General features: G+C 65.9%; 22 protein-coding genes and 1 tRNA gene. 11 read left to right on the plus strand and 12 right to left on the minus strand.

Annotated features, from left to right (window positions below; all coding sequences use genetic code 11):
- Positions 1 to 49: 49 nt before the first annotated feature.
- The 9 genes from ASG11_RS10820 to ASG11_RS10860 form a co-directional block, all read right to left on the minus strand.
- Positions 50 to 493 (minus strand): DUF6628 family protein, encoded by a 444-nt coding sequence (locus ASG11_RS10820; RefSeq protein ID WP_055778869.1) that lies wholly within the window; start codon positions 491 to 493, stop codon positions 50 to 52.
- Positions 494 to 562: 69 nt separating this feature from the next.
- Positions 563 to 1870, minus strand: a complete 1308-nt coding sequence (locus ASG11_RS10825) for a bifunctional folylpolyglutamate synthase/dihydrofolate synthase (RefSeq protein WP_055778872.1) — start codon at positions 1868 to 1870, stop codon at positions 563 to 565.
- Positions 1870 to 2241, minus strand: a complete 372-nt coding sequence (locus ASG11_RS10830; RefSeq protein ID WP_055780731.1) for an endonuclease domain-containing protein — start codon at positions 2239 to 2241, stop codon at positions 1870 to 1872. Before ASG11_RS10830 ends, ASG11_RS10825 begins: the two co-directional genes overlap by 1 nt.
- A 44-nt stretch (positions 2242 to 2285) precedes the next feature.
- A complete protein-coding gene (gene accD / locus ASG11_RS10835; RefSeq protein ID WP_055778876.1) occupies positions 2286 to 3140 on the minus strand; it encodes an acetyl-CoA carboxylase, carboxyltransferase subunit beta in 855 nt (284 codons plus the stop codon).
- On the minus strand, positions 3137 to 3940 hold the full coding sequence (gene trpA, locus ASG11_RS10840; RefSeq protein ID WP_055778879.1) for a tryptophan synthase subunit alpha: 804 nt from the start codon (positions 3938 to 3940) through the stop codon (positions 3137 to 3139). Before trpA ends, accD begins: the two co-directional genes overlap by 4 nt.
- Positions 3941 to 4070: 130 nt before the next feature.
- Positions 4071 to 5300, minus strand: coding sequence for a tryptophan synthase subunit beta (gene trpB / locus ASG11_RS10845; RefSeq protein ID WP_201781342.1), 1230 nt, complete (start codon positions 5298 to 5300; stop codon positions 4071 to 4073).
- Positions 5301 to 5485: 185 nt separating this feature from the next.
- Positions 5486 to 6124 carry a phosphoribosylanthranilate isomerase gene (locus ASG11_RS10850; RefSeq protein WP_055778884.1) on the minus strand — a complete coding sequence of 213 codons (639 nt, stop codon included), beginning with the start codon at positions 6122 to 6124 and terminating at the stop codon, positions 5486 to 5488.
- A gap of 137 nt (positions 6125 to 6261) precedes the next feature.
- Positions 6262 to 6936: an orotidine-5'-phosphate decarboxylase gene (pyrF, locus tag ASG11_RS10855; RefSeq protein ID WP_055778887.1), complete on the minus strand. Its 675-nt coding sequence runs from the start codon at positions 6934 to 6936 to the stop codon at positions 6262 to 6264.
- The gene (locus ASG11_RS10860; protein ID WP_055778890.1) at positions 6936 to 7295 is read right to left on the minus strand and encodes a DUF1049 domain-containing protein; all 360 of its coding nucleotides are present in this window, start codon (positions 7293 to 7295) and stop codon (positions 6936 to 6938) included. The genes pyrF and ASG11_RS10860 overlap by 1 nt, the downstream gene beginning before the upstream one ends.
- Before the next feature lie 170 nt (positions 7296 to 7465).
- On the opposite strand from ASG11_RS10860, the gene ASG11_RS10865 reads away from it, so the two are divergent.
- Positions 7466 to 7930, plus strand: a complete 465-nt coding sequence (locus ASG11_RS10865; RefSeq protein ID WP_156363735.1) for a hypothetical protein — start codon at positions 7466 to 7468, stop codon at positions 7928 to 7930.
- 43 nt (positions 7931 to 7973) lie between these two features.
- Here ASG11_RS10865 and ASG11_RS10870 read toward each other — a convergent pair whose 3' ends face one another.
- From ASG11_RS10870 to ASG11_RS10880, 3 genes are all read right to left on the minus strand, one after another.
- A complete protein-coding gene (locus ASG11_RS10870; RefSeq protein WP_055778898.1) occupies positions 7974 to 10280 on the minus strand; it encodes a patatin-like protein in 2307 nt (768 codons plus the stop codon).
- Between the two features lie 324 nt (positions 10281 to 10604).
- A complete protein-coding gene (locus ASG11_RS10875; RefSeq protein WP_055778901.1) occupies positions 10605 to 11300 on the minus strand; it encodes an endonuclease/exonuclease/phosphatase family protein in 696 nt (231 codons plus the stop codon).
- Between the two features lie 46 nt (positions 11301 to 11346).
- A tRNA-Thr gene (locus ASG11_RS10880) sits at positions 11347 to 11422 on the minus strand.
- A gap of 195 nt (positions 11423 to 11617) precedes the next feature.
- Between ASG11_RS10880 and ASG11_RS10885 the strand changes: the two genes are divergently transcribed.
- The 10 genes from ASG11_RS10885 to ASG11_RS10930 all read left to right on the plus strand — a co-directional run bounded on the left by ASG11_RS10885 (position 11618) and on the right by ASG11_RS10930 (position 22159).
- The gene (locus tag ASG11_RS10885) at positions 11618 to 12535 is read left to right on the plus strand and encodes a LysR family transcriptional regulator (RefSeq protein ID WP_055778903.1); all 918 of its coding nucleotides are present in this window, start codon (positions 11618 to 11620) and stop codon (positions 12533 to 12535) included.
- Positions 12536 to 12658: 123 nt separating this feature from the next.
- Entirely contained in the window at positions 12659 to 13768 is a 1110-nt protein-coding gene (locus ASG11_RS10890) for an FAD-dependent oxidoreductase (protein WP_055778906.1), read from the plus strand.
- Between the two features lie 11 nt (positions 13769 to 13779).
- Positions 13780 to 14694 carry a VOC family protein gene (locus ASG11_RS10895; protein ID WP_055778909.1) on the plus strand — a complete coding sequence of 305 codons (915 nt, stop codon included), beginning with the start codon at positions 13780 to 13782 and terminating at the stop codon, positions 14692 to 14694.
- A 5-nt stretch (positions 14695 to 14699) separates the two neighbouring features.
- Positions 14700 to 15857: an alpha/beta hydrolase family protein gene (locus tag ASG11_RS10900; protein WP_055778913.1), complete on the plus strand. Its 1158-nt coding sequence runs from the start codon at positions 14700 to 14702 to the stop codon at positions 15855 to 15857.
- Entirely contained in the window at positions 15854 to 16369 is a 516-nt protein-coding gene (locus ASG11_RS10905; RefSeq protein ID WP_055778915.1) for a hypothetical protein, read from the plus strand. The genes ASG11_RS10900 and ASG11_RS10905 overlap by 4 nt, the downstream gene beginning before the upstream one ends.
- Positions 16370 to 16475: 106 nt before the next feature.
- Positions 16476 to 18890: a TonB-dependent receptor gene (locus ASG11_RS10910; protein ID WP_082472710.1), complete on the plus strand. Its 2415-nt coding sequence runs from the start codon at positions 16476 to 16478 to the stop codon at positions 18888 to 18890.
- 18 nt (positions 18891 to 18908) lie between these two features.
- Positions 18909 to 19625: an EthD domain-containing protein gene (locus tag ASG11_RS10915; protein WP_055778921.1), complete on the plus strand. Its 717-nt coding sequence runs from the start codon at positions 18909 to 18911 to the stop codon at positions 19623 to 19625.
- Entirely contained in the window at positions 19622 to 20575 is a 954-nt protein-coding gene (locus ASG11_RS10920; RefSeq protein WP_168371726.1) for an NAD-dependent epimerase/dehydratase family protein, read from the plus strand. The genes ASG11_RS10915 and ASG11_RS10920 overlap by 4 nt, the downstream gene beginning before the upstream one ends.
- The gene (locus ASG11_RS10925; protein ID WP_055778925.1) at positions 20572 to 21552 is read left to right on the plus strand and encodes a fumarylacetoacetate hydrolase family protein; all 981 of its coding nucleotides are present in this window, start codon (positions 20572 to 20574) and stop codon (positions 21550 to 21552) included. The genes ASG11_RS10920 and ASG11_RS10925 overlap by 4 nt, the downstream gene beginning before the upstream one ends.
- A gap of 52 nt (positions 21553 to 21604) precedes the next feature.
- Positions 21605 to 22159: a cupin domain-containing protein gene (locus ASG11_RS10930; protein ID WP_055778928.1), complete on the plus strand. Its 555-nt coding sequence runs from the start codon at positions 21605 to 21607 to the stop codon at positions 22157 to 22159.
- The last annotated feature ends 13 nt before the right edge of the window (positions 22160 to 22172 follow it).

Here is a 22172-nt window from a genome sequence, read left to right on the forward strand (position 1 = left end):
GCGCTTGGGCCTCGACAGGCTCAGCGCGAACGGATGTTAAGGCTGACGTCTAAACCCCGATCGGTCGCCCGGCGTCCGTGAACGCCAGCGACACGGCGGTCGCGCTGGCCAGCACGCCGTCGATGCGCCGGATGCCGAGCAGATCGGCGAGCAGCAGACGCGCGCTTTCCGGGGCGGTTTCGGCGCGGGCCAGAATGGTGAGCAACGCGCTTTCGGCCGAAGTGATGCGGGCACAGCAGCAGGGCGCTATGGCGATCGGACAGCTGGAATTCGCCGCGAGATCGGCCATCAGCGCGCGCATCAGGATCAGGGGGCGACGGAAGCTTTCGCCGAAGCCGTTGACGAAGGCGTGTGCGACATGCGCGTCCGACAGGCCATGCGCGCCCATTCGGCGCACCGCGAACAGCGCCAGCCGGGCATTGGGGCAGGGCGGCATGGCATGCGGCAATGCGGCGGTGGTCTGGGTGGCGATCGGGTTGGGGGCAATGGGCATGACAGGCGACTCCGCTTCGGTGAAAGCAAGGTCGCCTGTTCGTTATTGCAAGTCAATATCAATAAGGCGTCAGGTCGGTGGTTCGTCGTTGGCGGCGAGCACTTCACCCGCGAGATACAGCGTTCCGGCGATCAGGACGACGCGGGGCGTATCGTCGAGCGTGTCGATCGCGGCATCGAACGATGGTGCGGTTCCCGCACCGATGCCGAAGGCGCGCGCGATGTCTGCGAGCGATTCGGGCGCGTGATGCGCATGGCCGGGTACGGGCACGGCAATGACATGGGCGAGTTGCGGCGCGAGCTCGCGCAGGACGCCGGGGGCATCCTTGTTGGCGAGCATGCCGGTGACGAGGGTGACCGGCCGGCCCCGCGCGATGCGGCGCAGCGCCTTGGCAAGTGGCTTGGCGGCGGCGGGATTGTGCGCGCCATCGAGCCACATTTCGCTGCCTGCGGGCAGGCGCGCGGTGAGCGGGCCATCGCCCAAGCGCTGCATGCGGGCGGGCCAGTGTGCCCAGTCGGCGGCAGCGCGGAACGCGGCTTCGGGAACGTTGAGCGCCCCCTGATGGCGCAGCATCGCGATGGCGAGCGCGAGATTGCGCGACTGGTGCGTGCCGACGAGACGCGGGCGGTGGGTGACGACCGAGAAGCCGGCATCGGCATAGCGCATCGTGCTGCGCGCGGTTTCGCTCGTCCAGGCGGTGCCGCGCGCGAGGACGGGCGCGCCTGCGGCGGCGGCGATGTCCGCGATCCGTTTGCGCAGTGCCTTGGGGTAATCCATCGTGACCAGCGGAACGCCAGGCTTGGCGATGCCGGCTTTCTCTCCGGCGATCTGCAGCAATGTGTCGCCGAGGAAGCTCTGATGGTCGATGCCGAGCTGCGCGATGCCGGTGACGGCGGGGCGGGCGATAACGTTGGTCGCGTCGAGCCGACCGCCGAGGCCGACCTCGATGATGCAGGCGTCGGCCGCGGTGCCGCTGAAGGCGAGAAAGGCGGCGGCGGTGGTGACTTCGAAAAAACTCGCGCCGATGCCGTCGGCCACGTCCAGCACCTCCGCCAGCAAAGCGGCGAGATGGTCGTCCGCGATGAGCGCGCCGGCAACGCGAATGCGCTCGTTGAAGCGGACGAGGTGCGGGCTGGTATAGACGTGGGCGGTATAGCCGGCGGCCTCGATCGCGGCGCGCAGGAAGGCGCAGGTCGAGCCCTTTCCGTTGGTGCCGGCGACGTGGAAAACGGGGGGCAGGCTTTCCTGCGGGTTGCCGAGCCGGGCGAGGAGCGTGGTGATGCGCTCGAGGCCGAGGATGTCGGCACCGGGGGACAGCGACCAGAGCCGATCGAGCTGGTGTTGGACGGCGGTAGAGGTGGAGGTGGCGTGGTCCACTAGCTCCCCTCCCGGTCGCGGGAGGGGTTAGGGGAGGGATTGGTCATAAGAACGCGTTCGATTTCTGCGACAACCCCCTCCAGGTTCTCGATCACATCATCATTCCAGAAGCGGATGACACGGTATCCCTCCTTTTCGAGATATCGGGTTCGCGCCGCGTCCTGCTCTGTTGCCGCAGCATGCTGGCCGCCATCGACCTCGATGATCAAGCCGGCGCTACGTGATACGAAATCGCAGATGAACGGGCCGATGGTCACTTGCCGGTTGAACCGCACGCCGGACACCTTGCGGGCGCTGATCGCTTGCCAAAGCCTGATTTCCGCTTCGGTCGGGTTTGCCCTTAGCTCTCGGGCTCTGGTTCTTTGTTCCATGCCCTCCCCCAACCCCTCCCGCAAGCGGGAGGGGAGCCTTATGCTTACGCCGCCTGCTTCACGCTCAGGTAATCCACCACCTTGGCTAGCGTCGCACGCAGGTCCTTGCGGTGCGTCACCATGTCGAGCATGCCGTGATCGAGCAGATATTCCGCGCGCTGGAAGCCTTCGGGCAGTTTCTCGCGGATCGTCTGTTCGATCACGCGTTGGCCGGCGAAACCGATCAGCGCACCGGGTTCGGCGATCTGCACGTCGCCGAGCATCGCATAGCTGGCGGTCACGCCGCCGGTCGTCGGATCGGTCAGCACGACGATATAGGGCAGGCCGGCATCGTGCAGCATCGCGATCGCTACCGTCGCGCGGGGCATCTGCATCAGGCTGAGAATGCCCTCCTGCATGCGTGCGCCACCGGCGGCGGTGAAGATGATGTAGGGGCAATTGTCGAGGATCGCGTTCTCGACGCCGCGGATGAACGCCTCGCCGACGGCGAGACCCATCGATCCGCCCATGAAGGCGAAATCCTGTACCCCGACGACGACCTTATGGCCGTCGATCGTGCCGCGCGCGTTGATCAGCGCATCGCCTTCCGAGGTGGCGGCGCGGGCGGCCTTGATGCGATCGGCATATTTCTTGGTGTCGCGGAATTTCAGCGGATCGTCCGGCACCTTGGGCAGCGGGATGATCGTGTAGCTGCCGGGATCGAACGTGTATGCGAAGCGCGTAACCGGGCCGATGCGATCGTGATGCTCGCAATGCGGGCAGACGTGGAGGTTGTCCTCCAGCTCCTTCAGGAACACCATCTGGCCGCAACCCTTGCACTTGTGCCACAGGTTTTCGGGCGTGTCCTTCTTGGGGACGACGAACGACAGCGCGTTGCGGACGTTGTTGAGCCAGCTCATTCGACTTCTTCCATTCGGGCGGCGCGGATCGCGCTCGAGAGGGATTGGATATAGGCGCGCACGGCGGCGGGTGCATCCGCGCCGTGCTCGGCGACGAGATCGACGATCGCCGAACCGACGACGACGCCGTCCGCGACCTTGGCGATGGCGGCGGCCTGGTCGGGGGTGCGGATACCGAAGCCGACCGCAACGGGGATCCGCGTGGCGGCTTTCAGGCGCGCGACGGCATCCTCGATCGAGGATTGCGCGGCCTGTTGCAGGCCGGTGATGCCGGCGACCGAGACATAATAGAGGAAGCCGCTTGCGCCATCGAGCACTGCGGGCAGGCGCGCGGTGTCGGTGGTCGGGGTGGCCAGGCGGATCAGATCGATGCCGGCGGCGCGAAGCGCCGGGCCGAGTTCCGGATCCTCTTCGGGCGGGATATCGACACAGATCACGCCGTCCACGCCCGCGTCCTTCGCGGCGGCGGCGAACCAGTTGCCGCCCCGGATCGTCATGGGGTTGGCATAGCCCATCAGGACGAGCGGGGTTTCCGGGTAACGGGCACGAAACTCGCGCGCGATGTTCAAGATATCGGCGGTCTTGGTGCCGGCAGCGAGGCTGCGCAGGTTGGCGGCCTGGATCGCGGGGCCGTCGGCCATCGGATCGGTGAACGGCATGCCGAGTTCGATGACGTCCGCGCCACCTTCGACCAGCGCGTCGAGGATCGCTGCGGTTGCGTGCGGGGTGGGATCGCCGGCGGTGACGAAGGTGACGAGGGCGGGGTGGGCTTTGGCGAAGGCGGCGGAGAGACGGGTCATGACTTATTCCCCTCCCGCTTGCGGGAGGGGTTAGGGGTGGGCTCGCGCTCACCACATCCGCTGCGTTCGATTTGGCCGGGAGCCCACCCCCGGCCCCTCCCGCAAGCGGGAGGGGGGAAGAAGAAGTTGCTCACATCGCCACTCCCAATGCTTCCGCCACCGTGAAGATGTCCTTGTCTCCGCGCCCGCAAAGGTTGGCGAGGATGATCTGCTCCCGGTCCATTTCGCGCGCGACCTTGGCCACGGCGGCGATGGCGTGGGCGGGTTCGAGCGCGGGGATGATGCCTTCGGTGCGGCAGAGCAACTGGAACGCGTCGAGCGCCTCGACGTCGGTCGCCGAAGTATATTCGACGCGGCCGATCGAGTGGAGCCACGAATGCTCCGGGCCGATGCCGGGATAATCGAGCCCGGCCGAGATCGAATGCGCCTCGGTGATCTGGCCATCCTCGTCCTGCAACAAATAGGTCCTATTGCCGTGGAGGATGCCGGGGGAGCCGCCCGCGAGGCTCGCGGCATGTTCCTTGTGCAGGCCGTGGCCGGCCGCCTCGACGCCGAGCATCTTGACGTCCGCGTCGTCCAGGAACGGGTGGAACAGGCCGATCGCGTTCGATCCACCACCGATCGCGGCGACGAGCAAGTCGGGCAGGCGATCGATGCGCGACAGCATCTGTTCGCGCGCTTCCTTGCCGATCACCGACTGGAAATCACGCACCAACTCCGGATAGGGATGCGGGCCGGCGGCGGTGCCGATGATGTAGAACGTGTCGTGGACGTTGGCGACCCAATCGCGCATTGCCTCGTTCATCGCGTCCTTCAGCGTGTGCGCGCCGCTTTTGACCGGGCGGACTTCCGCGCCCAACAGCTTCATGCGGAACACGTTCGGGGCCTGACGCTCGACGTCCTTGGCACCCATGTAGATCACGCAGGGCAGTCCGAAGCGGGCGCAGACCGTGGCGGTGGCGACGCCGTGCTGGCCCGCGCCGGTCTCCGCGATGATCCGCGTCTTGCCCATGCGCATCGCGAGCAGGATCTGGCCGACGCAATTGTTGATCTTGTGCGCGCCGGTATGGTTGAGTTCGTCGCGCTTGAACCACACTTGCGCGCCTTTGCCCTCGGGTGCGGACTCGCGCAGCGCTTCGGTGAGGCGTTCGGCGTAGTAAAGCGGGCTGGGGCGGCCGACATAATGTTCGAGCAGATCGTCGAACTGCGCCTGGAATGCGGGATCCTGTTTCGCGGCGCGATAGGCCGTGTCGAGGTCCAGCACGAGCGGCATCAGCGTTTCCGCGACATAGCGGCCGCCGAAATCGCCGAAATGGCCGCGCTCGTCGGGTTGGGCGCGGTAGGAGTTGGGGGTGTTCATGCGGGGCATTTAGCATCCCCGCCGGGTGTGTCGAGGGACAGCGGGTGCTCAACGTGCGCTTGCAGACCCCGAGCGTCGCACTTCAGCGAAGGCTGGGGTCTCAGGCGGCTCCTGTCCTGCGCATCCGCCCGAGATCCCAACCTTCGCTGGGATGACGGTTTGGCGGGGATCGTAGCTCGTTTCGTTCAGGCTGGCGCAATCGCCCGCAGGAACGCGTCGATCTTGCCCGCATCCTTGATGCCCGCCGACGATTCCACGCCGGACGACACATCGACCAGATCCGCGCCGGTCAGCCGGATCGCCTCGGCCACGTTGAACGGATCGAGCCCGCCCGACAGCGCCCAGGGCAAGGGATGGCGGAAGCCCTCCAGCAAGGTCCAGTCGAAGCGGACGCCCATGCCGCCGGGCAGCGTCGCGCCGGGGGGCGTCTTGGCATCGTACAGGATGCGATCGGCGACGCCCTCGAATGTCGCGGCGGCGGCGAGATCGGCGCGCTGCTTCACCGCGACGGCGGCCCAGACCGGCAGGCGGGTCTTCGCCCGGATCGCGGCGGCGCGGGCCGGAGTGGTGGTGTGCAGTTGCAGGACCTGCAGGCGGCCGGCGGAGATCGCCGCATCGAGCAGCGTGTCCTCCGGGTTCACGAAGACACCGACGCGGGTGACGTGATCCGGCACGCGGGCGGCAAGTTGCTGGGCGCGTTCGCGGGCGAGGTTGCGTGGGGAGGGCGGGAAGAAGACGAATCCGACATGGCTCGCGCCACCGCGAATCGCTGCGTCGAGCGTTTCGGGGGTGGAGAGGCCGCAGATCTTGGCGTTGGCTGGCATTCCGGTCCTTTACACCTCTCCCAACGGGAGAGGGAGGGGCCCGCCGCGAAGCGGTGGGAGGGTTGAGGGTGGGTGCTGGCTGTCGCCCTCACCCGGCCTTGCTGCGCGCGGCCACCCTCTCCCGACGGGAGAGGGATTTACAGCGTGCCCTCGATCTCGCGCGCGGCCATGTCGGGATCCTCGGCCTGCGTGATCGGGCGGCCGATGACGAGGATCGAGGCCCCGGCGTCGAGCGCGCCGCGCGGGGTCACGACGCGCTTCTGGTCGCCGATGATGCCGTTGGACGGGCGCACGCCGGGAACGACGAAGAGACCCTTGGGCCAGAGCTTGTGCGCCGCGCCGACCTCCGCGCCGGAGCAGACGATGCCGTCGACCTTCGCGTCCATCGCCAGTTCGGTTAAGCGCAGGACCTGATCGTGCGCGCTGCCGTGCACACCGGTCGTCGCGAGATCGGTATCGTCTAGGCTGGTGAGCATCGTCACCGCGACGACCTTGGTGCCGATCGGCGCGGCGGCCTTGGCATCTTCGAGCATCGCGCGACCGCCCGATGCGTGAACCGTCAGGATCGCGGGTTCGAGATCGCCGAGCGCCTGGATCGCCTTGGCGACGGTGTTGGGAATGTCGTGGAATTTGAGGTCGAGGAAGATCGGCAGGCCGAGATCGGCCATCTCGCGGACGCCGGCGCGACCGTTGGCCATGAAGAATTCCAGGCCGAGCTTGATTCCGCCGACATGGTGGTGGACGCGGGCCGCGAGTGCCTTGGCCTTGGCGAGATCGGGCGTGTCGAGCGCGACGAAGATGCGGTTGCTCATTACGCGCCGCCGGGCGGCACGGCGGTGGGCACCGACGCCGGAGGGAGGGGCACGGACGGGATCGAAGGTTCGGAGTCGGGAAGTAGCGTCGGGACGGCGGCGGCGCTGGTCCCGCGCAGCGTATCGACCGCGTTCTGCGCGGCGGCGAGACGCTGGCGCAGGCGCCACCGGATCGTCTGGTAATAAAGCATCGTCGGCAACAGGCCGAGCAGGAAGACGATCAGCAGCAGCAGCGGCAGGTTCACCTCGGCGATCAGGCCGCCCCACAGCTTGATCTGAACGTTCGTCCAATTGCCGATCGTGAAGATCGCCGCGAGGAAGGCGAGCAGGCACCAGAAGAGGATTTTCAGGAATTGCATGGGGTGCAGGCTAACGCGGGTTAAGCGGGTTGGCTAGTACGGGTCGCCGGAATGGCGCCGTCGAAGGTGCGTCCGAAAATCCGAAATTCCCTCATTTCGCCCACCTTCGTCCTTCTCGTCCTAAAATAGGTCGAGACGTCCTTGAACCGCGTGTTCGCCTGGAGACCAAGATGGGAATGCAGATCACCGCCAGCGGCGTATCCACCGACCGGACCGCCGCCATGAAGCAGAACCGCGAGGCCTATTCCAGCATGATGTCCGCCGCGACATCGGGCGATCTGGAAACCGCGAAAAGCGCTTATGCAAAGCTGACCGCCGATCGCAAACCGCCTGCCGACAGCCCGCTCGCAGCCCTGGGCACGGCGATCGAGAGCGGCGACGCCACGGCGGTAAAGACGGCCGCCGAAACCTTGCAGAAAGCGCGCAAGGGCGGCCAGGGGCGGCGAGGCGACGCACCGCCGCAGATTTCCACGGTCCAGGCGAACAAGTCGATCAACAGCATCTCCACCGTCCAGCCGACCAAGGCCGTCGACAGCATCTCGACCGTGCAGCCGAACAAGGGGATCGACAATATCTCGACCGTCCAGTCGGCCAAGTTGCCCGACAGCATCTACACGCTCGACATTCTCGTCTGAGCCCGGGCGAGCGGCAGGGCGGGTGGGGGATCGCTCCGCTCGCTCAGCCGATCTCGCGCCGCAGCCCTTCGATCAGGCCAGGCGCCGCCGTCAGCTTGGCTTCCTCCTCGTCGAGGATGGCGAGGAAGGCGGCGCGTTTTACCGCCGCAACCCGACCGGGCTTGAGGCGCACCTTGTCGGGCAGGGTGGAGACGATGATGTCGATCATCCGCTCCGCGCCATGCAGCCGGCCCCAGAGGTAATCGTTCTCGCGGTACGCGCGGCTGAAGAAGGCGCCGAACTTGTTGAACTGGATGCCCTTCAGCGACGCCTCGGCCCCGCCGGCGCGGATCGACTTCGCGTCGTCGGGCGAGATGCGATCGACCTTGATCGGATCGAATTCGTCGGTGCCCTCGCCCTGCAGCAGCGGCAGCGTGGCGACGTCGAAGAACGGAAATCCGAGATAGGTCAGCAGGATCGGGCGGCGCGTGTCCTTGGGCAGTCCGGCAAAGGCGATGGCGAGGCGGGCATCGGTCTCGGCATCGAGGCGCTTGAGATCGAGCGAGTCGCCGAGCCGATCGAGCAACGGACCGGCATCGCCGCGCAACGATCGCACCTCGCGTTGCAGATGCCCGTGCGCCTCGGTGCGCTTCACGTCGAGATAGGCGGCGAGCGATTCGTAGATCGCGTCGCGCATGCCGCCGAGATCGGCCCGGTCGCTTCCGGCATCGTATTCGGCCTCGATCTCGGTCAGGCGGCGGCCGAGCAGGCGCAGGCGGCGGATGCGGAAGGCGAGATCGTAAGTGCGCAGGAACTCGACCGTCTCCTTGCTCGCGCCGCTGCCGAACGCCGCGCCGATCGTGTCGGAACCGCGCGCGGCGACGGCGGCGGCGATGCAGCCGCGAATGCGATCCCATTGGCCGGGGCCGAGCTCGCCACCGGCATGGTAGAGCAAGGCGGTCACGCCCTCGATCACGCCGGCAACCTTGAGATGGCCGTAGGCGGCATAGCCATAGCCGGCCCGGGCCGCGGCGGCGTTCTGCGCGCGACGGCGCCAGTTCGCGAGACGCGCGGTGGTCGGCGAATCGAGGAACAACGTGTAGCCGAACAGCGATTCGACCTGCGCTTCGACATCGCCCCGGATCGAAGCGGTGATGGCACGCATGCGTTCGATCCGTGCCGAACGCTCGGCGATCGCCTCCAGATTGTCGCGGATCGGTTGCTGGCGCGGCAGTTCCGAGACCGCGCCGAGGATCGTCTGAAAGAAGGATGGGCGGTCGAGTGCGGTGTTGCCGAAATGGATCTTCATGCCCGGCGAGGGATCGATATAGATGAAGCGTCGGTCGATCTCGCGTCGCGCCGGGCGTTCGCGCAAGGCATCGATCGCCGGGCGGAACGGCGCGTTGGCCAGCACCGATCCGTCGATCAGCACCGCGCGATCGGCGACATTGGCGGCGAACTGGCGCGGCAGGATGCGTTTGAGGAAGGCGAGCCGCCCGGGCCAGTCGGCCTTGCGCTTCTCGAGAACCGAATCGAGTTCGCCAACGGTGAAGGGCGGGAAGGCACCGGGAAAGCTGCTCGTCGCGCGCCCGGCAAAGGCCAGTTCGGCAGGGTGGGCGAGCATCTCGCATCGTGTGCCATGATCGGTGAATGGCACGACCAATCGGTGCTCGGTCTCCATCACCTCGGCCGGGGAATGGAGTTGCAGGCGTTCGGGATGGCCGCGGAAGTCGGTGACCGTGACGAACAGGTCGAGCGGCTGGCCCTCGGGCAACAGGCGCGGGCCCTTAGGGCCGGCGGCCATCGCGTCCAGCGCATCGAGGATCAGTCCGGTGAACCGTTCGCCGCCGAAGGGCGGTTCGAACCAGCGCGAGCGGACGAAGTGCGACAGCTTGCGCTTCACCTCCTCACGCGTTTCGGGATCGACCGTATCGTCCACCTTCCCGCCGCCGCGCCCGGCCGCCATCCAGGCGAGCGGGATCGCCCAGGCCTTGGACAGGCGTGAATGCGGCGCGGCGTCATCGTCGATGAGCGCCTCGACATCGGCGGAATCGAGCCACAGCTTGGTCAACGGTTCGATACTCTGGCCGGTGGCGATTGCCTGCGCCAGGAACACGCCGTTCAGGCCCCCGGCGCTGGCCCCCGCGATGATGTCGACCAGCACGCGCAGGCTCAGGCCGGTATCGTCCTGAATTTCCTGGAGCAGCGCGCGGTAGACGCCCTGGCTGCCACTGGCCGTCGCGCCGTCGCTGAGAAACGCCTCGCTGGCGCGGGCAAGCCGCCAGATCTCCTTGGAGATGCCGTGCATGTAGACGGCGAGACTGATGCCGCCATAGCAGACGAGCGCGAGACGAAGTTCCTTTTCGCGCATCGGGTGGCTTTCTCTCCGAATCCTTCTGTCCTGCGCTCGGGCGCGGGATCGTATCTCTTATTGTAGGTGGAAATGACAGGGGTGGGGTTTTGTTGCGGACTGATCCGGCGCCTGCCGTTTTGGATTGTGCCAATCCGCCGGTCCGCCGCAGCAATGAGAAGTAGATTTGTTCACACAAAGGCACGAAGGCACGAAGAAAGAGAAGAATTTCCAAACCGTTCTTTCTCTTATTGTTCTTTGCGTCTTCGTGCCTTCGTGCGAGCAAATCTTCTTGCTGCCGCCAGCTTGCGACAACCGTCCCGCGTGAGTCGGTGGGGAAAAAGGTCAGACCGCCTCCAGCATCGCCCAGATCGGCAGGTGATCGGACGCCTTGCGCGAGGCCGCGCTCTGGTGTGCGCCGCAATCGACGACGCGTAGATCGCGTGAGACCATGATGCGATCGAGCCGGGCGACCGGGCGGCGGACATGGAAGCTCGCGCCGGTCGCGGCGAAGGCGTAATCCTTGCCGAAATCGCGCAGGCACCCGCTCCCCGCGCTCCATTCGTTGAGGTCGCCCATCAAGACGGTGGGCCGGCGTTCGGCGCTGGCATCGACATGCGCCAGGATCGCGTGCGCTTGCCGCCTGCGCCACAGGCCCGACAGATCGAGATGCATGCCGACGATGCGGATCGGCGTTCCGTTCGCCCGCACGTCCGCCATCACCGCGCCGCGCGGTTCGAGCGCTGGGAGATGGATCGCCTCGCTGTCGAGGACCAAGGCGTCCTTGCGTACCAATAGCACGTTGCCGTGCCAGCCCATCGATCCGGCGTTCGCACCGAGGGGAATAGCCTTCCACGGCGAATGGTCCTCCAGCGCGTGGATCGGTATGATCCCCGCCTTGGCCCCGAAGCGGCGATCCGCTTCCTGCAAGGCGATCACGTCGGCATCGATCTCGCGCAACACGTCCAGGATGCGCATCGGATCGCGGCGCCGATCGAGCCCGATGCCCTTGTGGATGTTGTAGCTGGCGACTTTTATCATGATGGATCGGAAATCATCTGACTGCGGTAACGCCGACCGAAGGAAATGGTGCCGGTTGCAGGAATCGAACCCGCGACATCCAGTTTACAAAACTGGCGCTCTACCAACTGAGCTAAACCGGCCCATGCGCGATAACCGCGGAAATCTGGCACTTTTCGGTCTATCCGATGTTGCCGACGCGGCGTCAAGGTGGAACTCGGACGCCCATCTTGGCTCCGATCGCCGCGCCTCCGGCCCACGAGCGGCTTCGCTCTCCGCGTGGGGCTCGTATTCACGCTGATCGGAAAACATCCTATGCCCCGCAAAAAGGACCAACGATGCGTTTCAAGGGCCTCGACCTCAATCTGCTTGGCGTGTTCGACACCTTGATGCGGACACGTAGCGTCTCGCGATCGGCGGAAGAACTCAATCTCAGCCAACCGGCGCTCAGTTCGGCATTGAAGCGGCTGCGCGACTATTTCGGCGACGACATCCTGGTCGCCCACGGCAAGCGGATGCTGCCCACCGCCTATGCCGAAAGCCTGTTGCCGCAGGTGCGCGAAAGCCTGCGCGCGATCGAAAGCCTGATCGCGACGTCGACGCGGTTCGATCCCGCGACCTCCCAGCGCACGTTCCGGCTGTGTTCGTCCGATTATATCTCGACCGCATTGCTCGCCCCGCTTGCGCGTGCGCTGGCGCGGGAGGCGCCTGCGGTTCGGCTCGAATTGCTGATCAGCGAGGACCAGAGCTTCGCGCAACTCGAACAGGGCGCGGTCGATCTGCTGATCACGCCGGAGGCGTATATCGACCGCAGCCTGCCCGCCGAGCATCTGCTCGACGAGCGCCACGTCGTCGTCGGGTGGCGGGAGAACCCGTTATTCGCCGGGCCGATCGACGAAGCGGCCGTGTTCGCGGCGGGCCATGTCACGGTCGCCATCGGCTATCATCGCACGTCGGTGTTCAGCGATCGCGCCCTCGCGCTGATGGGCAAGCATGTGCGGGTCGAGATCACCGCCTCATCCTTCGCGGTGGTCCCATGGCTGCTGATCCACACCGAGCGGCTGGCGCTGATGCACGAACGACTGGCGCTGGTCATGGCGGAGCACCATCCGATCGCGATCGCGGAAATACCGTTCGAATTTCCGACGATGCGTCAGATGGTCCAATATCATCCGGCGCGCGCCAGCGACCCCGGGCTGGTCTGGCTGCGCGAGCGGCTTCGGGACCAAACCGAAATCAATAGATTGCATGAATGATAATCCATAAATTCCTTCGTTTTTACAAATCTTAGGCATCGATTATCCGTTGTCTCGCGGGAACCCCGATGGGGTCTGACGAGAGGATGGCATGATCTCATATTTACTTCGCGGATCGGCCAGATGACCAAGATATTGGTCGTCGGTGGCGGTATCGGTGGTCTCACGGCGGCGATCGCCCTGCGCCGCAAGGGCATGGCGGTCGACCTGATCGAACGTGATCCGACCTGGTCGGTCTACGGGGTCGGCATCATCCAGCAGTCGAACGTCGTGCGGGCGATGAAGGAACTGGATCTCCTCGACGATTATCTCGAGGCCGGTTTCGGCTATGACGATGTGTGCGTCTTCCTGCCCGACGGCAAACAGGTCGCACGGCTGACCTCGCCTGCGCTGGTCGAGGGCTATCCGGCCAATGTCGGCATCGGGCGGCGCGCGCTGCACAAGGTGCTGGGCGATCGGGCGATCGCGGCCGGGGCCAAGGTCCGGCTGGGCGTGACGGTCGCAAGTCTCGCTGACGATGGCGATGGCGTCGATATCGTCTTCTCGGACGGCACGTCGGGGCGTTACGATATCGTGGTCGGTGCCGACGGGCTCTATTCGCAGATCCGCGGCCTGATCCTGCCCGATGCGCCCGTGCCGGAATTCACCGGCCAGGCGGTGTGGCGCTACAATTTCGTGCGCTCCGCCGATGTCACCGGGCTGCACGCCTTTGAAGGGCCGATCGGCGTCGGACTGGTGCCGCTCGCGGACGATCTGATGTACATGTACCTGACGACGCCGGAGCCCGGCAAGCCCCGCTATCCGCGCGAGAAACTGGCGGAAACGATGCGGGCGAAGCTGGCTGGAATGCCTCCCGCGATTTCGGGTCTGGCCGGGCAGATCGTCGACGACGCGGCCGTCGTCTACAAGCCGCTGGAATGGTTGCTGGTCGAAGGGCCGTGGCACAAGGGTCGTGTGGTGCTGCTGGGCGATGCCGTGCATGCCACCACGCCGCATTTGGGGCAGGGCGGTGGAATGGCGATCGAGGATGCGATCGTCCTCGCCGAGGAACTCGCGCGCGCCACGACCCCGGAAGCTGGCTTCGCCGCCTATCGCGACCGCCGCTTCGACCGCTGCGCCTATATCGTCCGCGCCAGCCTCGCCATCTGCCTGGGGCAGATCGGCAAGGGGCCACGCGTCGAACAGGGCAAGGCCACGCACGACATGTTCGCCGTCACCGCGGCACCGATCTGAAAGGAAGCATCATGAACGCGACTACCAGCAGGGTCACCGAAATCCGCTATGTCGGCTATGGTTGCCCCGACATCGCCGCCGAGCGCGATTTCTACCGCGACGTGTGGGGGCTGAAGCATGTCGGCACCCATGACGGGATGGAGCATTTCGCGACCGAGGGCAGCGACGAGCTGTACGTCGTGCGCCTGCGGGCATCGGAGGAGAAGCGCGTCGATATCATCGCACTGGCCGCCGACACGCGTGGCGATGTCGACGCGCTGTTCGCCAAGGTGGAGGCGGCCGGGTGCCAGATCGTCTTTGCTCCGCGAGAGTTGACGAGCTTCGGTGGTGGCTACGGCTTCCGCTTCTTCTCGGCCGACGGCCTGCCCTTCGAAGTGTCGAGCGACGTCGCGCGCGGCACGTCGCGGCCGATGCTGCGCTGGGACGGTGTGCCGCAGAAGATCAGCCACATCGTGATGCACTCGCCCGATCACAAGGCGATGACGGCGTTCTTCGTCGACGTGCTCGGCTTCCGCGTGTCCGACTGGCTCGGCGACTTCATGAGTTTCCTCCGGTGCAACGAATGGCACCACCGCATCGCCTTCCTGCCCGGCCCACCCTGCCTGAACCATATCGCCTACGACATGCTGACGGTGGACGACATGATGCGCGGCATTGCGCGGTTGCGGAAGAAGGGCACCGACATACGCTGGGGGCCGGGGCGGCACACGGCCGGAAACAACACGTTCAGCTATTTCACGACGCCGAACGGGTTCGCGGTCGAATATACCTCGGAGCTGGATTCGGTCGACGACGCCACGCACGAAGCGAAGGTGCACGAGCCGGGGCCGGGCGTGATGGACCAATGGGAAACCGGCGTCGGTGGCCCGCACACGATGCCGCACCCCGAAGCGGACGTCGCCTTGTTCCAGCCGGCGGGGGTATAGCACGCGTGGCGCTGTTCGAATATTTCCCGAACTACGTCTGGAACCTGTCGGTGTCGATCGCGCTCGAAAGCGGCGCGAAGATCGGCGAGATCATCGACATGTGCGCGCCGATCCGGGATGCCGCGGCGCGCGGCGAGGATGGCGGGACGGCGGCGTTCATGGCCGAATGGTCCAGAATGGCGGACAAGCTTGCCGGGCTTGCCGGCGAAGACGAGGCGAAGGGCCGACTGTTTTCGGCCGGCGAGAAACTGAAGCGCGCGGCCCTCTATTACCAGATGGCCGAGCGGATGCAGGGGCACGGACATCCCGGTCGCGAGGGGACCTACGCCAAAGCGCTCGACAGCTTCGCGCGCGGCACCGCTTTCGCCAGGGACAATGTCGAGCGGGTCGAGATCGCATACGAGGGCAAGACGCTGTCGGGCCTCTGGACGGTCGGGGTCGGGGAGGGGCCGCGCCCGGCGGTGATCTATTGCAACGGGCTGGATAGCACCAAGGAACTGATCTTCTTTTCCTGGCTCCCGCATGCGCTCGCCAAGCGCGGCATTTCCTGCCTGTGCGTCGATCAGCCGGGCACCGGTGAGGCACTGCGTCTGCAGAACATTCCGGCGCGCGCCGACAGCGAGGTCTGGGCGTCGGCCTGGGTGGATTGGCTGGAGGCGCGCGACGAGGTCGATGCCGGCGCGATCGGGATGACCGGTCTGTCGCTCGGCGGTCACTACGCCCCGCGCGCGGTGGCCTTCGAACCACGCTTCGCGAGCGGCGCGGTATGGGGTGCCAATCACGATTGGGCGGAAGTCCAGCAGAAGCGGATGCGGCGCGAAGGCGAAAACCCTGTGCCGCATTATTGGGGGCATGTCTGGTGGGTGTTTGGCGCAACGGACCAGGCGGATTTCCTCGAGAAGGCGAAGGGCATGACGCTGGAGGGGATCATGGACCGGATCACGGTGCCGTTTCTGGTCACGCACGGCGAAAGCGACCGCCAGATCGGGCTGGAATACGCTCATCAAAGCTACGATCAACTGATCAACTCGCCACGACGCGAACTCAAGATCTTCACGCCGCGCGAGGGCGGAGTCGAACATGTCGGCGCCGATAACATGAGCTTCGGTCGCGACTACATCGCCGACTGGTTCGCGGAGACGCTCGGCGGCCGGATCGCGTGATCCCGGGCGCTCCCAACGCCCGGGCGCTGGTGCGACGGGATACGATAGCGAGCGCCTGCGCGAATGCGATCGTCAGCATCGGGTTCTTCCTGCTGGTCTTCGGCTGGGGGCCGGTTGCCGGACGATCGCTCGCGTTCGATTTCCCGGTGCAGACGTTCGGGATCACGTTCCTGGGCGGGATCGTGCCGTCCTTCATCATGCTGGCGCGGGTTCGCAAGGGGATCGTGTCGCCCTTGGGGCCGGTGCCGTCGGCCGCGCGACAGATCTGGCGATTGTTCGGCCTGGCCCTGGCGGTGATGCCGATGCTGGGCGGGGCGGCGGCGCTGTTGATGCTCGCATTCGGGCCGGCGGCGATATCGCCGCAGGCCGCGTTGATCGTGAAATCGCTTTATGGCGGTCTCGTCAGTGTCGTCACGACACCATTGATTCTGCGCAGCGCGATGGGTGGGGCGGCTTGGCGGAAACGTGTGTCCCGCGAATTGGCTGGGCAAGGCGATGCACGTAATACATAAATTCCATCAATGATATTTCATAAATACAAACAACTTTTCCGATGTTGGATGACGTGGTTTCTATTGGTCGCAGACCGCCAGGAACGCGGCCGACAAGGAGAGGATTATGCGTTGCGAACTTTGGACGACATCCACGGCGCTGGTTGCGATCATGATCGGCACCTCGGCTCACGCGCAGACCGCCGCGCCCGTGCCGCAAACCTCGGCCGAAGCGGATGCGCCGCCTGCTGAAGAGGGCTTGGCGGAGATCGTCGTCACTGCGCAACGCCGTACCGAAAGCGCGCAACGCGCGGCGATCGCGATCGACGTCGTGTCACCTGCGGAACTCGTCGGCAAGGGCGTGATGACCGCCGCGACGCTGAACGCCGTGGCACCGGCGCTGACCGTGCAGCAAGGGGGTGGCGCAAACACGACCTTCTTCGTGCGCGGCGTCGGAAACTATACCAACAACGCCTATTCCGATCCGGCGATCGCGTTCAATGTGGACGGCGTGTATCTCGGGCGGCCCACCTCGACCACCGGCACCTTCTTCGATCTCCAGCGGATCGAGGTGCTCAAGGGGCCGCAGGGTACGCTGTACGGCCGCAACGCGACCGGCGGTGCGATCAACGTGATCCCCAACAAGCCGATCCTCGGCGAACGCTCGCTGAACGTCGCCTTCGGTGTCGGCAATTATAGCGCGACCAATGTCGAGGTCGCCGCCAACCTGCCGATCGGCGACGACGCCGCGCTCAGGATCGCGGCCACCTCGGCCTATCACGAAGGCTATTACCGGGACGGGACGGGCGACGAGAACGGCAAGGCCGCGCGCGTTCAACTGCTGGTGAAGCCGACCGCCACTCTCACCCTGCGCCTGTCCGGCGACTATTCGCACCAGGGCGGAGTGGGTAGCGGAGCGAGCTATGTCGGCACGGAGACTTACACGCCCGGTTCGCCGGCCACCGCGACGTCGCCGGCCAACTACACGTTCACCCCGGCCAATCTCGATCCCTATAGCGGCCTGTTGTCCCCCGAGGGCCGGGCCTATTTCAGCCGTCAGGTGATCCCGGGCGCCTACGTCAATCCGGAACCGCTCAGCACGCCGTATCTCAACAACAATTATTACGGCGTCGCTGGCGACATCACGCTCGACACCGATATCGGCACGCTGACGATCCTGCCGGCCTATCGCCGATCGGATCTCGATTTCGTTTTCAACGGGCCTTCGTTCCGATCGTCGCGCAACGTCGAGACCAATACACAGTTCAGCACCGAAGCCCGCTTCCAAGGCAAGCGCATCGGCCCGATCGACTGGCTGGTCGGGCTGTATTATTTCGACGAGACCGTCCGGGGCCGGTACGCGATCAATCAGTATCAGATCACCTCGTTTCAGGATTTCCGCTCGGAAACGCGATCCTATGCCGGGTTCGGGCGCCTGACGCTCAATCTGACCGATCGTCTGCGCCTCGTCGGGGGCGGTCGTTACACGAAGGACAAGAAAGCGTTCGACGCCAATGTCGCTACGCTGGTGGAGATCTGCGGCGCGGCCTCCTGTATCGGCGGCCCGTCGCTGCCGGTGATCGATACGCTCAGCCAGTTCGTGGGCGGTCCGACGGTGCCGGGCGTCCCCGTTCCCTACGGGACCAGCGGCAATCTGGTCCTGTACAATCCCAATACGGTGAATGCCTCGATCGACAATGGCCGCTTCACCTATCGCTTGGCGGGCGAGTTCGATCTTGGTCCCCGATCCCTGCTCTATGCGAGCTACGAGACCGGTTATAGGTCGGGCGGCTTCTCGGTCGCGCCGGGGCACGAGATCTTCAAACCCGAATATGTCGATGCCTGGACCCTGGGATCGAAGAACCGCTTCTTCGACAACCGGCTTCAGTTGAACATCGAGGCCTTCTACTGGAAATATCGCGATCAGCAGGTGTCGCACTTCGGAATCGACGCGAACAACTCGGTCAATTTCTTCACCGAGAATGTGGGCCGATCGACGCTCAAGGGCGTCGACGTCGATGTCCAGTTGCTGGCGACGCGCAACACCCGGCTCACCGGCACGGTCCAATATCTCGATTCGAAGGTGAACTCCTATACGTACGAAGTGCCCAAGGCCGCGTTGCAACCCGTCGTCGGCTGCCCGTTCTCGACACCCAGCGCCGCCAGCACCGTCTATATCGTCGATTGCTCGGGCAAGCCCGCGTACAACTCGCCGAAATGGTCGGTGAATGCCGGCGTCGATCAGACGATCCCGCTCGGCGACAACAAGGCCGTGCTGTCGGGCAGCATGCAATATCGGTCCAACGCGGTCATCGGCTTCGATCATCTGGCGCAGCAGAACAGCGGTGAAAATACGACGTTCGATGCCTCGCTGAGCTTCGGCAAGGCCGATGACCGGTGGACGCTGACGAGTTATGTCCGCAATCTCACCAATCGCGCGGTGCCGACCTATGCCCAATATGTCGGCAGTGTCGGCAACCAGATCACCTCGACCTACGCGCCACCACGTACCTATGGCGCGCGGCTGGCGTTCAGTTTCTAGCTTCGGAAGGCGCTTCGGATGATCAAGGTCTTTATCCTGGCCCGCCGCACACCGGGTCTAACGCGACAGGCGGCGCAGGCGCATCTGCGCGATGTGCACGGCCGGATGGTCGTCCTGCCGCCGGCCGATGCCGGCGCGCTGCCGGCATATTACGTTCAGAACCATATCGTCGACGGCGGCTATCCCGCGGGTGACGGCGCCCAGGCGATCGAGCGCGATCTGGTGACGGAGGTGAATTTCGAAAGCATGGCGGCGATGCAGGCGGCGCTGGCGACGCCATATTATCTCGAAAAGCTCGGCCCGGACGAACCGCGTTTCGTGCACAATCCCAGCGTCGTCCGCCTCGCCGTCGTCCCGCAAACGATCGTGGAGGGATCGAGAACTTTCGCCAAGCTGTTCGTCTTCGTGAGCCGCACGCCCGATCTCGACGACGCGCGCTGGACGGCGATCCGCGATGGCGTCGGCGAGACGATGCGCGGGTGGGACGGGCTCGTAGCCCTGACCGAGAATGTCGTCGCGCCGCCGCCGCACGGTCAGCGGTTCGTCGACAGCGTGTTCGAGGCCTGGTTCGACGGCCACGCTGCGGCGATGGACGCGGCGTCGCGGGTGCCGGCGCTGTTCGCCGTGGACGGTATCGACCGCGACCGTTCGCTGACCGTGGTCGCGGAGGAATATACCGAGGAACGGCTGCGGGCACTGCTGACGGAGCAGGCCAAAGCGGACAGCCGTTCGTGACACGTCCGGCGCGGCGTATCCTGGTGACCGGTGCGGACGGCTTCATCGGCGCGCGGCTGGTGCATGCGCTGCTGGCCGACCCGCGCTTCGCCGGTGCCGCGATCATGCTCAACGATCTTCGCCTGTCGGACGGTAGCGAAGATCCACGGCTCGTCCGCTGCGAGGGCGACTTCGGCGATTCGCAAACCAGGGCGCGCCTCATCGCGGATAGGCCCGATCTGGTGTTTCATCTCGCCGGCCTATTGGGCGGGGCGGCGGAGGCCGACTATCCGGCGGCACGCCGCGTCAACATCGATGCCACGCTGGCGTTTCTCGAGGCGCTACGGAACGAGGACGCGCCGCCGCGCGTGGTATTCGCGAGTTCGATCGCCGTCTTCGGCCCACCTTTGCCCGACGCGATCGACGACGACACGATCCCGTTGCCGACGATGATCTACGGCGCGCAGAAGCGCATGATGGAAATCGCCGTCGAGCAGTTCAGCGCACGCGGCTGGATCGATGGACTGGCCCTGCGCCTGCCCGGCATCGTCGCCCGGCCGGGGGCGGATGCCCGGTTGAAATCGTCCTTTCTCAACACCCTGTTCCCTCGCTTCGCCGCCGGCGAGGCGATCACGCTGCCGGTCCGGGCGGCGGGCACCACGTGGTTGATATCGGTACAGGCCTGCGTCGCGGCGCTGCTGCATGCCGGCACGATCGACCGCGACCGGCTGGCGCGGCGGCGGGCGATGACGCTGCCCGCGCAGCGCGTCCGCTTCGACGATCTCGTCTTGGCGCTCGCACGGCGCTTTCCGGAGAGCGGGGCGCACGTCGATTATGCCCCCGATGAGGCGATCGAACTGCAATTCGGCAGCCAGCCTCCGCTGACGACCCCGCTCGCCGACGCGCTGGGCTTCGTTCATGATGGCGATATCGACGTGCTGGTGGCGCGCGCCATGGAGAGCTGCGCGTGAAGCTAGCCACGATCGCCGACGGAACGCGCGATGGCGCGCTCGTCATCGTCTCGCGCGACCTGAGCCGCGCGGTAGCCGCAAGCGACATCGCCGCCACCTTGCAGGATGCGCTCGATCGCTGGGACGAGGTGCAACCTGCGCTGGATGCCCGGTTCGAGGCGCTCGAAGCTGGGGCCGTGGGGGGCGTGCACGCCTTCGATCCGGCGGCCGCGCTGGCACCGCTGCCGCGCGCTTGGCAATGGCTCGACGGATCGGCGTTCGAAAGCCATGGCGACCTGATGCAGGCGGTGTTCGGTCTGGCACCCAATCCCAAGGGCCGCCCGCTAATGTATCAGGGCATGTCCGATACCTTTCTCGCGCCGACCCAGGATGCGGTCTTTCCAAGCGAAGCGGACGGGATCGATTTCGAGGGCGAATTCGGCGTCATCGTCGATGCCGTACCGTTGGGCGTCACCGCCGACGAGGCCGAACGCCATATCCGCCTCGTCGTGCAGATCAACGATTGGTCGCTGCGCGCGATCGCGCCGATCGAGATGAAGACCGGCTTCGGCTGGGTGCAGGCCAAGCCCGCCAGCAGCATGGCGCCGGTGGCGGTCACGCCCGACGAACTCGGCGCGGCCTGGCGCGACGGGCGGGTCGATCTGCCGCTGATCGTCGACTGGAACGAGACGCGGTTCGGCGCGGCGTCGGGCTATGCGATGGCCTATTCGCTGCCCGAGCTTGTCGCCCATGCGGCGCGGACGCGCGCTTTGTGCGCGGGCACCGTGATCGGCACGGGCACGGTCTCGAACGCGAACTTCCGCGAGGTGGGATCGTCCTGCATCGCCGAACGGCGCGGCATCGAGCTCCTGGACGAAGGCGCCGCGCGAACCCCGTTCATGCGCTTCGGCGATCGCGTCCGGATGGAAGCCCGCACGGCACAGGGTGGTCCGCTGTTCGGGGCGATCGATCAGGCGGTGGTTCCGGTAAAACCATGATCGCCGACCTGGCCGATCCGTCCGCCCACCGCTCTTAACCACGGAGACCAGCATGCCGACCATCCGACGTATCGTGACCGGCCACAATGCCGAGGGCCGGGCGATCATCCAGACCGATGCACCCCCGGAGCGGATCGAGAAGATCGGCCCGCAAGGCCCGATCTTCTACGAGATCTGGAACACTCGCGAGACGCCGGCGCGCATCGACGCGGCAAGCGGCGAGTTTCCCGAAGCAGGCCTGATCCTGCCGCCGCCGCCGGGCGGCACGCGCATCCGCGTACTCGACATCCCGCCCGAGACCGAGGATTTCAAGCACATCAGCGAGGCGGACGCGCGCGAACATTTCGCCGCGATCGGCATGGCGGACGCCTCCACCGCCGTCAAAGGCGCGCCTCACCCGTTCATGCACCGCACGCGCAGCGTCGATTACGGCATCGTGATCGAAGGCGAACTGGTCCTCATCGTGGACGAGGGCGAGACGATCTGCCGACCCGGCGACGTCGTGGTCCAGCGCGGCACCAATCACGCATGGTCGAACCGTTCGGGCAAGACCTGCCGCATCGCCTTCGTGCTGATCGACGGCATCTTCGTCGACGAACTCGCGTGATGCGGCCTCCAGG

Source organism: Sphingomonas sp. Leaf357, from assembly GCF_001423845.1.
Lineage (GTDB): Bacteria > Pseudomonadota > Alphaproteobacteria > Sphingomonadales > Sphingomonadaceae > Sphingomonas.

Coding starts and splice junctions, on each gene's coding strand:
- ASG11_RS10820 (WP_055778869.1), bottom strand. CDS start 493: ATGCCCATTGCCCCCAACCCGATCGCCACCCAGACCACCGCCGCATTG.
- ASG11_RS10830 (WP_055780731.1), bottom strand. CDS start 2,241: ATGGAACAAAGAACCAGAGCCCGAGAGCTAAGGGCAAACCCGACCGAA.
- accD (WP_055778876.1), bottom strand. CDS start 3,140: ATGAGCTGGCTCAACAACGTCCGCAACGCGCTGTCGTTCGTCGTCCCC.
- trpA (WP_055778879.1), bottom strand. CDS start 3,940: ATGACCCGTCTCTCCGCCGCCTTCGCCAAAGCCCACCCCGCCCTCGTC.
- trpB (WP_201781342.1), bottom strand. CDS start 5,300: ATGAACACCCCCAACTCCTACCGCGCCCAACCCGACGAGCGCGGCCAT.
- ASG11_RS10850 (WP_055778884.1), bottom strand. CDS start 6,124: ATGCCAGCCAACGCCAAGATCTGCGGCCTCTCCACCCCCGAAACGCTC.
- pyrF (WP_055778887.1), bottom strand. CDS start 6,936: ATGAGCAACCGCATCTTCGTCGCGCTCGACACGCCCGATCTCGCCAAG.
- ASG11_RS10860 (WP_055778890.1), bottom strand. CDS start 7,295: ATGCAATTCCTGAAAATCCTCTTCTGGTGCCTGCTCGCCTTCCTCGCG.
- ASG11_RS10865 (WP_156363735.1), top strand. CDS start 7,466: ATGGGAATGCAGATCACCGCCAGCGGCGTATCCACCGACCGGACCGCC.
- ASG11_RS10870 (WP_055778898.1), bottom strand. CDS start 10,280: ATGCGCGAAAAGGAACTTCGTCTCGCGCTCGTCTGCTATGGCGGCATC.
- ASG11_RS10875 (WP_055778901.1), bottom strand. CDS start 11,300: ATGATAAAAGTCGCCAGCTACAACATCCACAAGGGCATCGGGCTCGAT.
- ASG11_RS10885 (WP_055778903.1), top strand. CDS start 11,618: ATGCGTTTCAAGGGCCTCGACCTCAATCTGCTTGGCGTGTTCGACACC.
- ASG11_RS10890 (WP_055778906.1), top strand. CDS start 12,659: ATGACCAAGATATTGGTCGTCGGTGGCGGTATCGGTGGTCTCACGGCG.
- ASG11_RS10895 (WP_055778909.1), top strand. CDS start 13,780: ATGAACGCGACTACCAGCAGGGTCACCGAAATCCGCTATGTCGGCTAT.
- ASG11_RS10910 (WP_082472710.1), top strand. CDS start 16,476: ATGCGTTGCGAACTTTGGACGACATCCACGGCGCTGGTTGCGATCATG.
- ASG11_RS10915 (WP_055778921.1), top strand. CDS start 18,909: ATGATCAAGGTCTTTATCCTGGCCCGCCGCACACCGGGTCTAACGCGA.
- ASG11_RS10930 (WP_055778928.1), top strand. CDS start 21,605: ATGCCGACCATCCGACGTATCGTGACCGGCCACAATGCCGAGGGCCGG.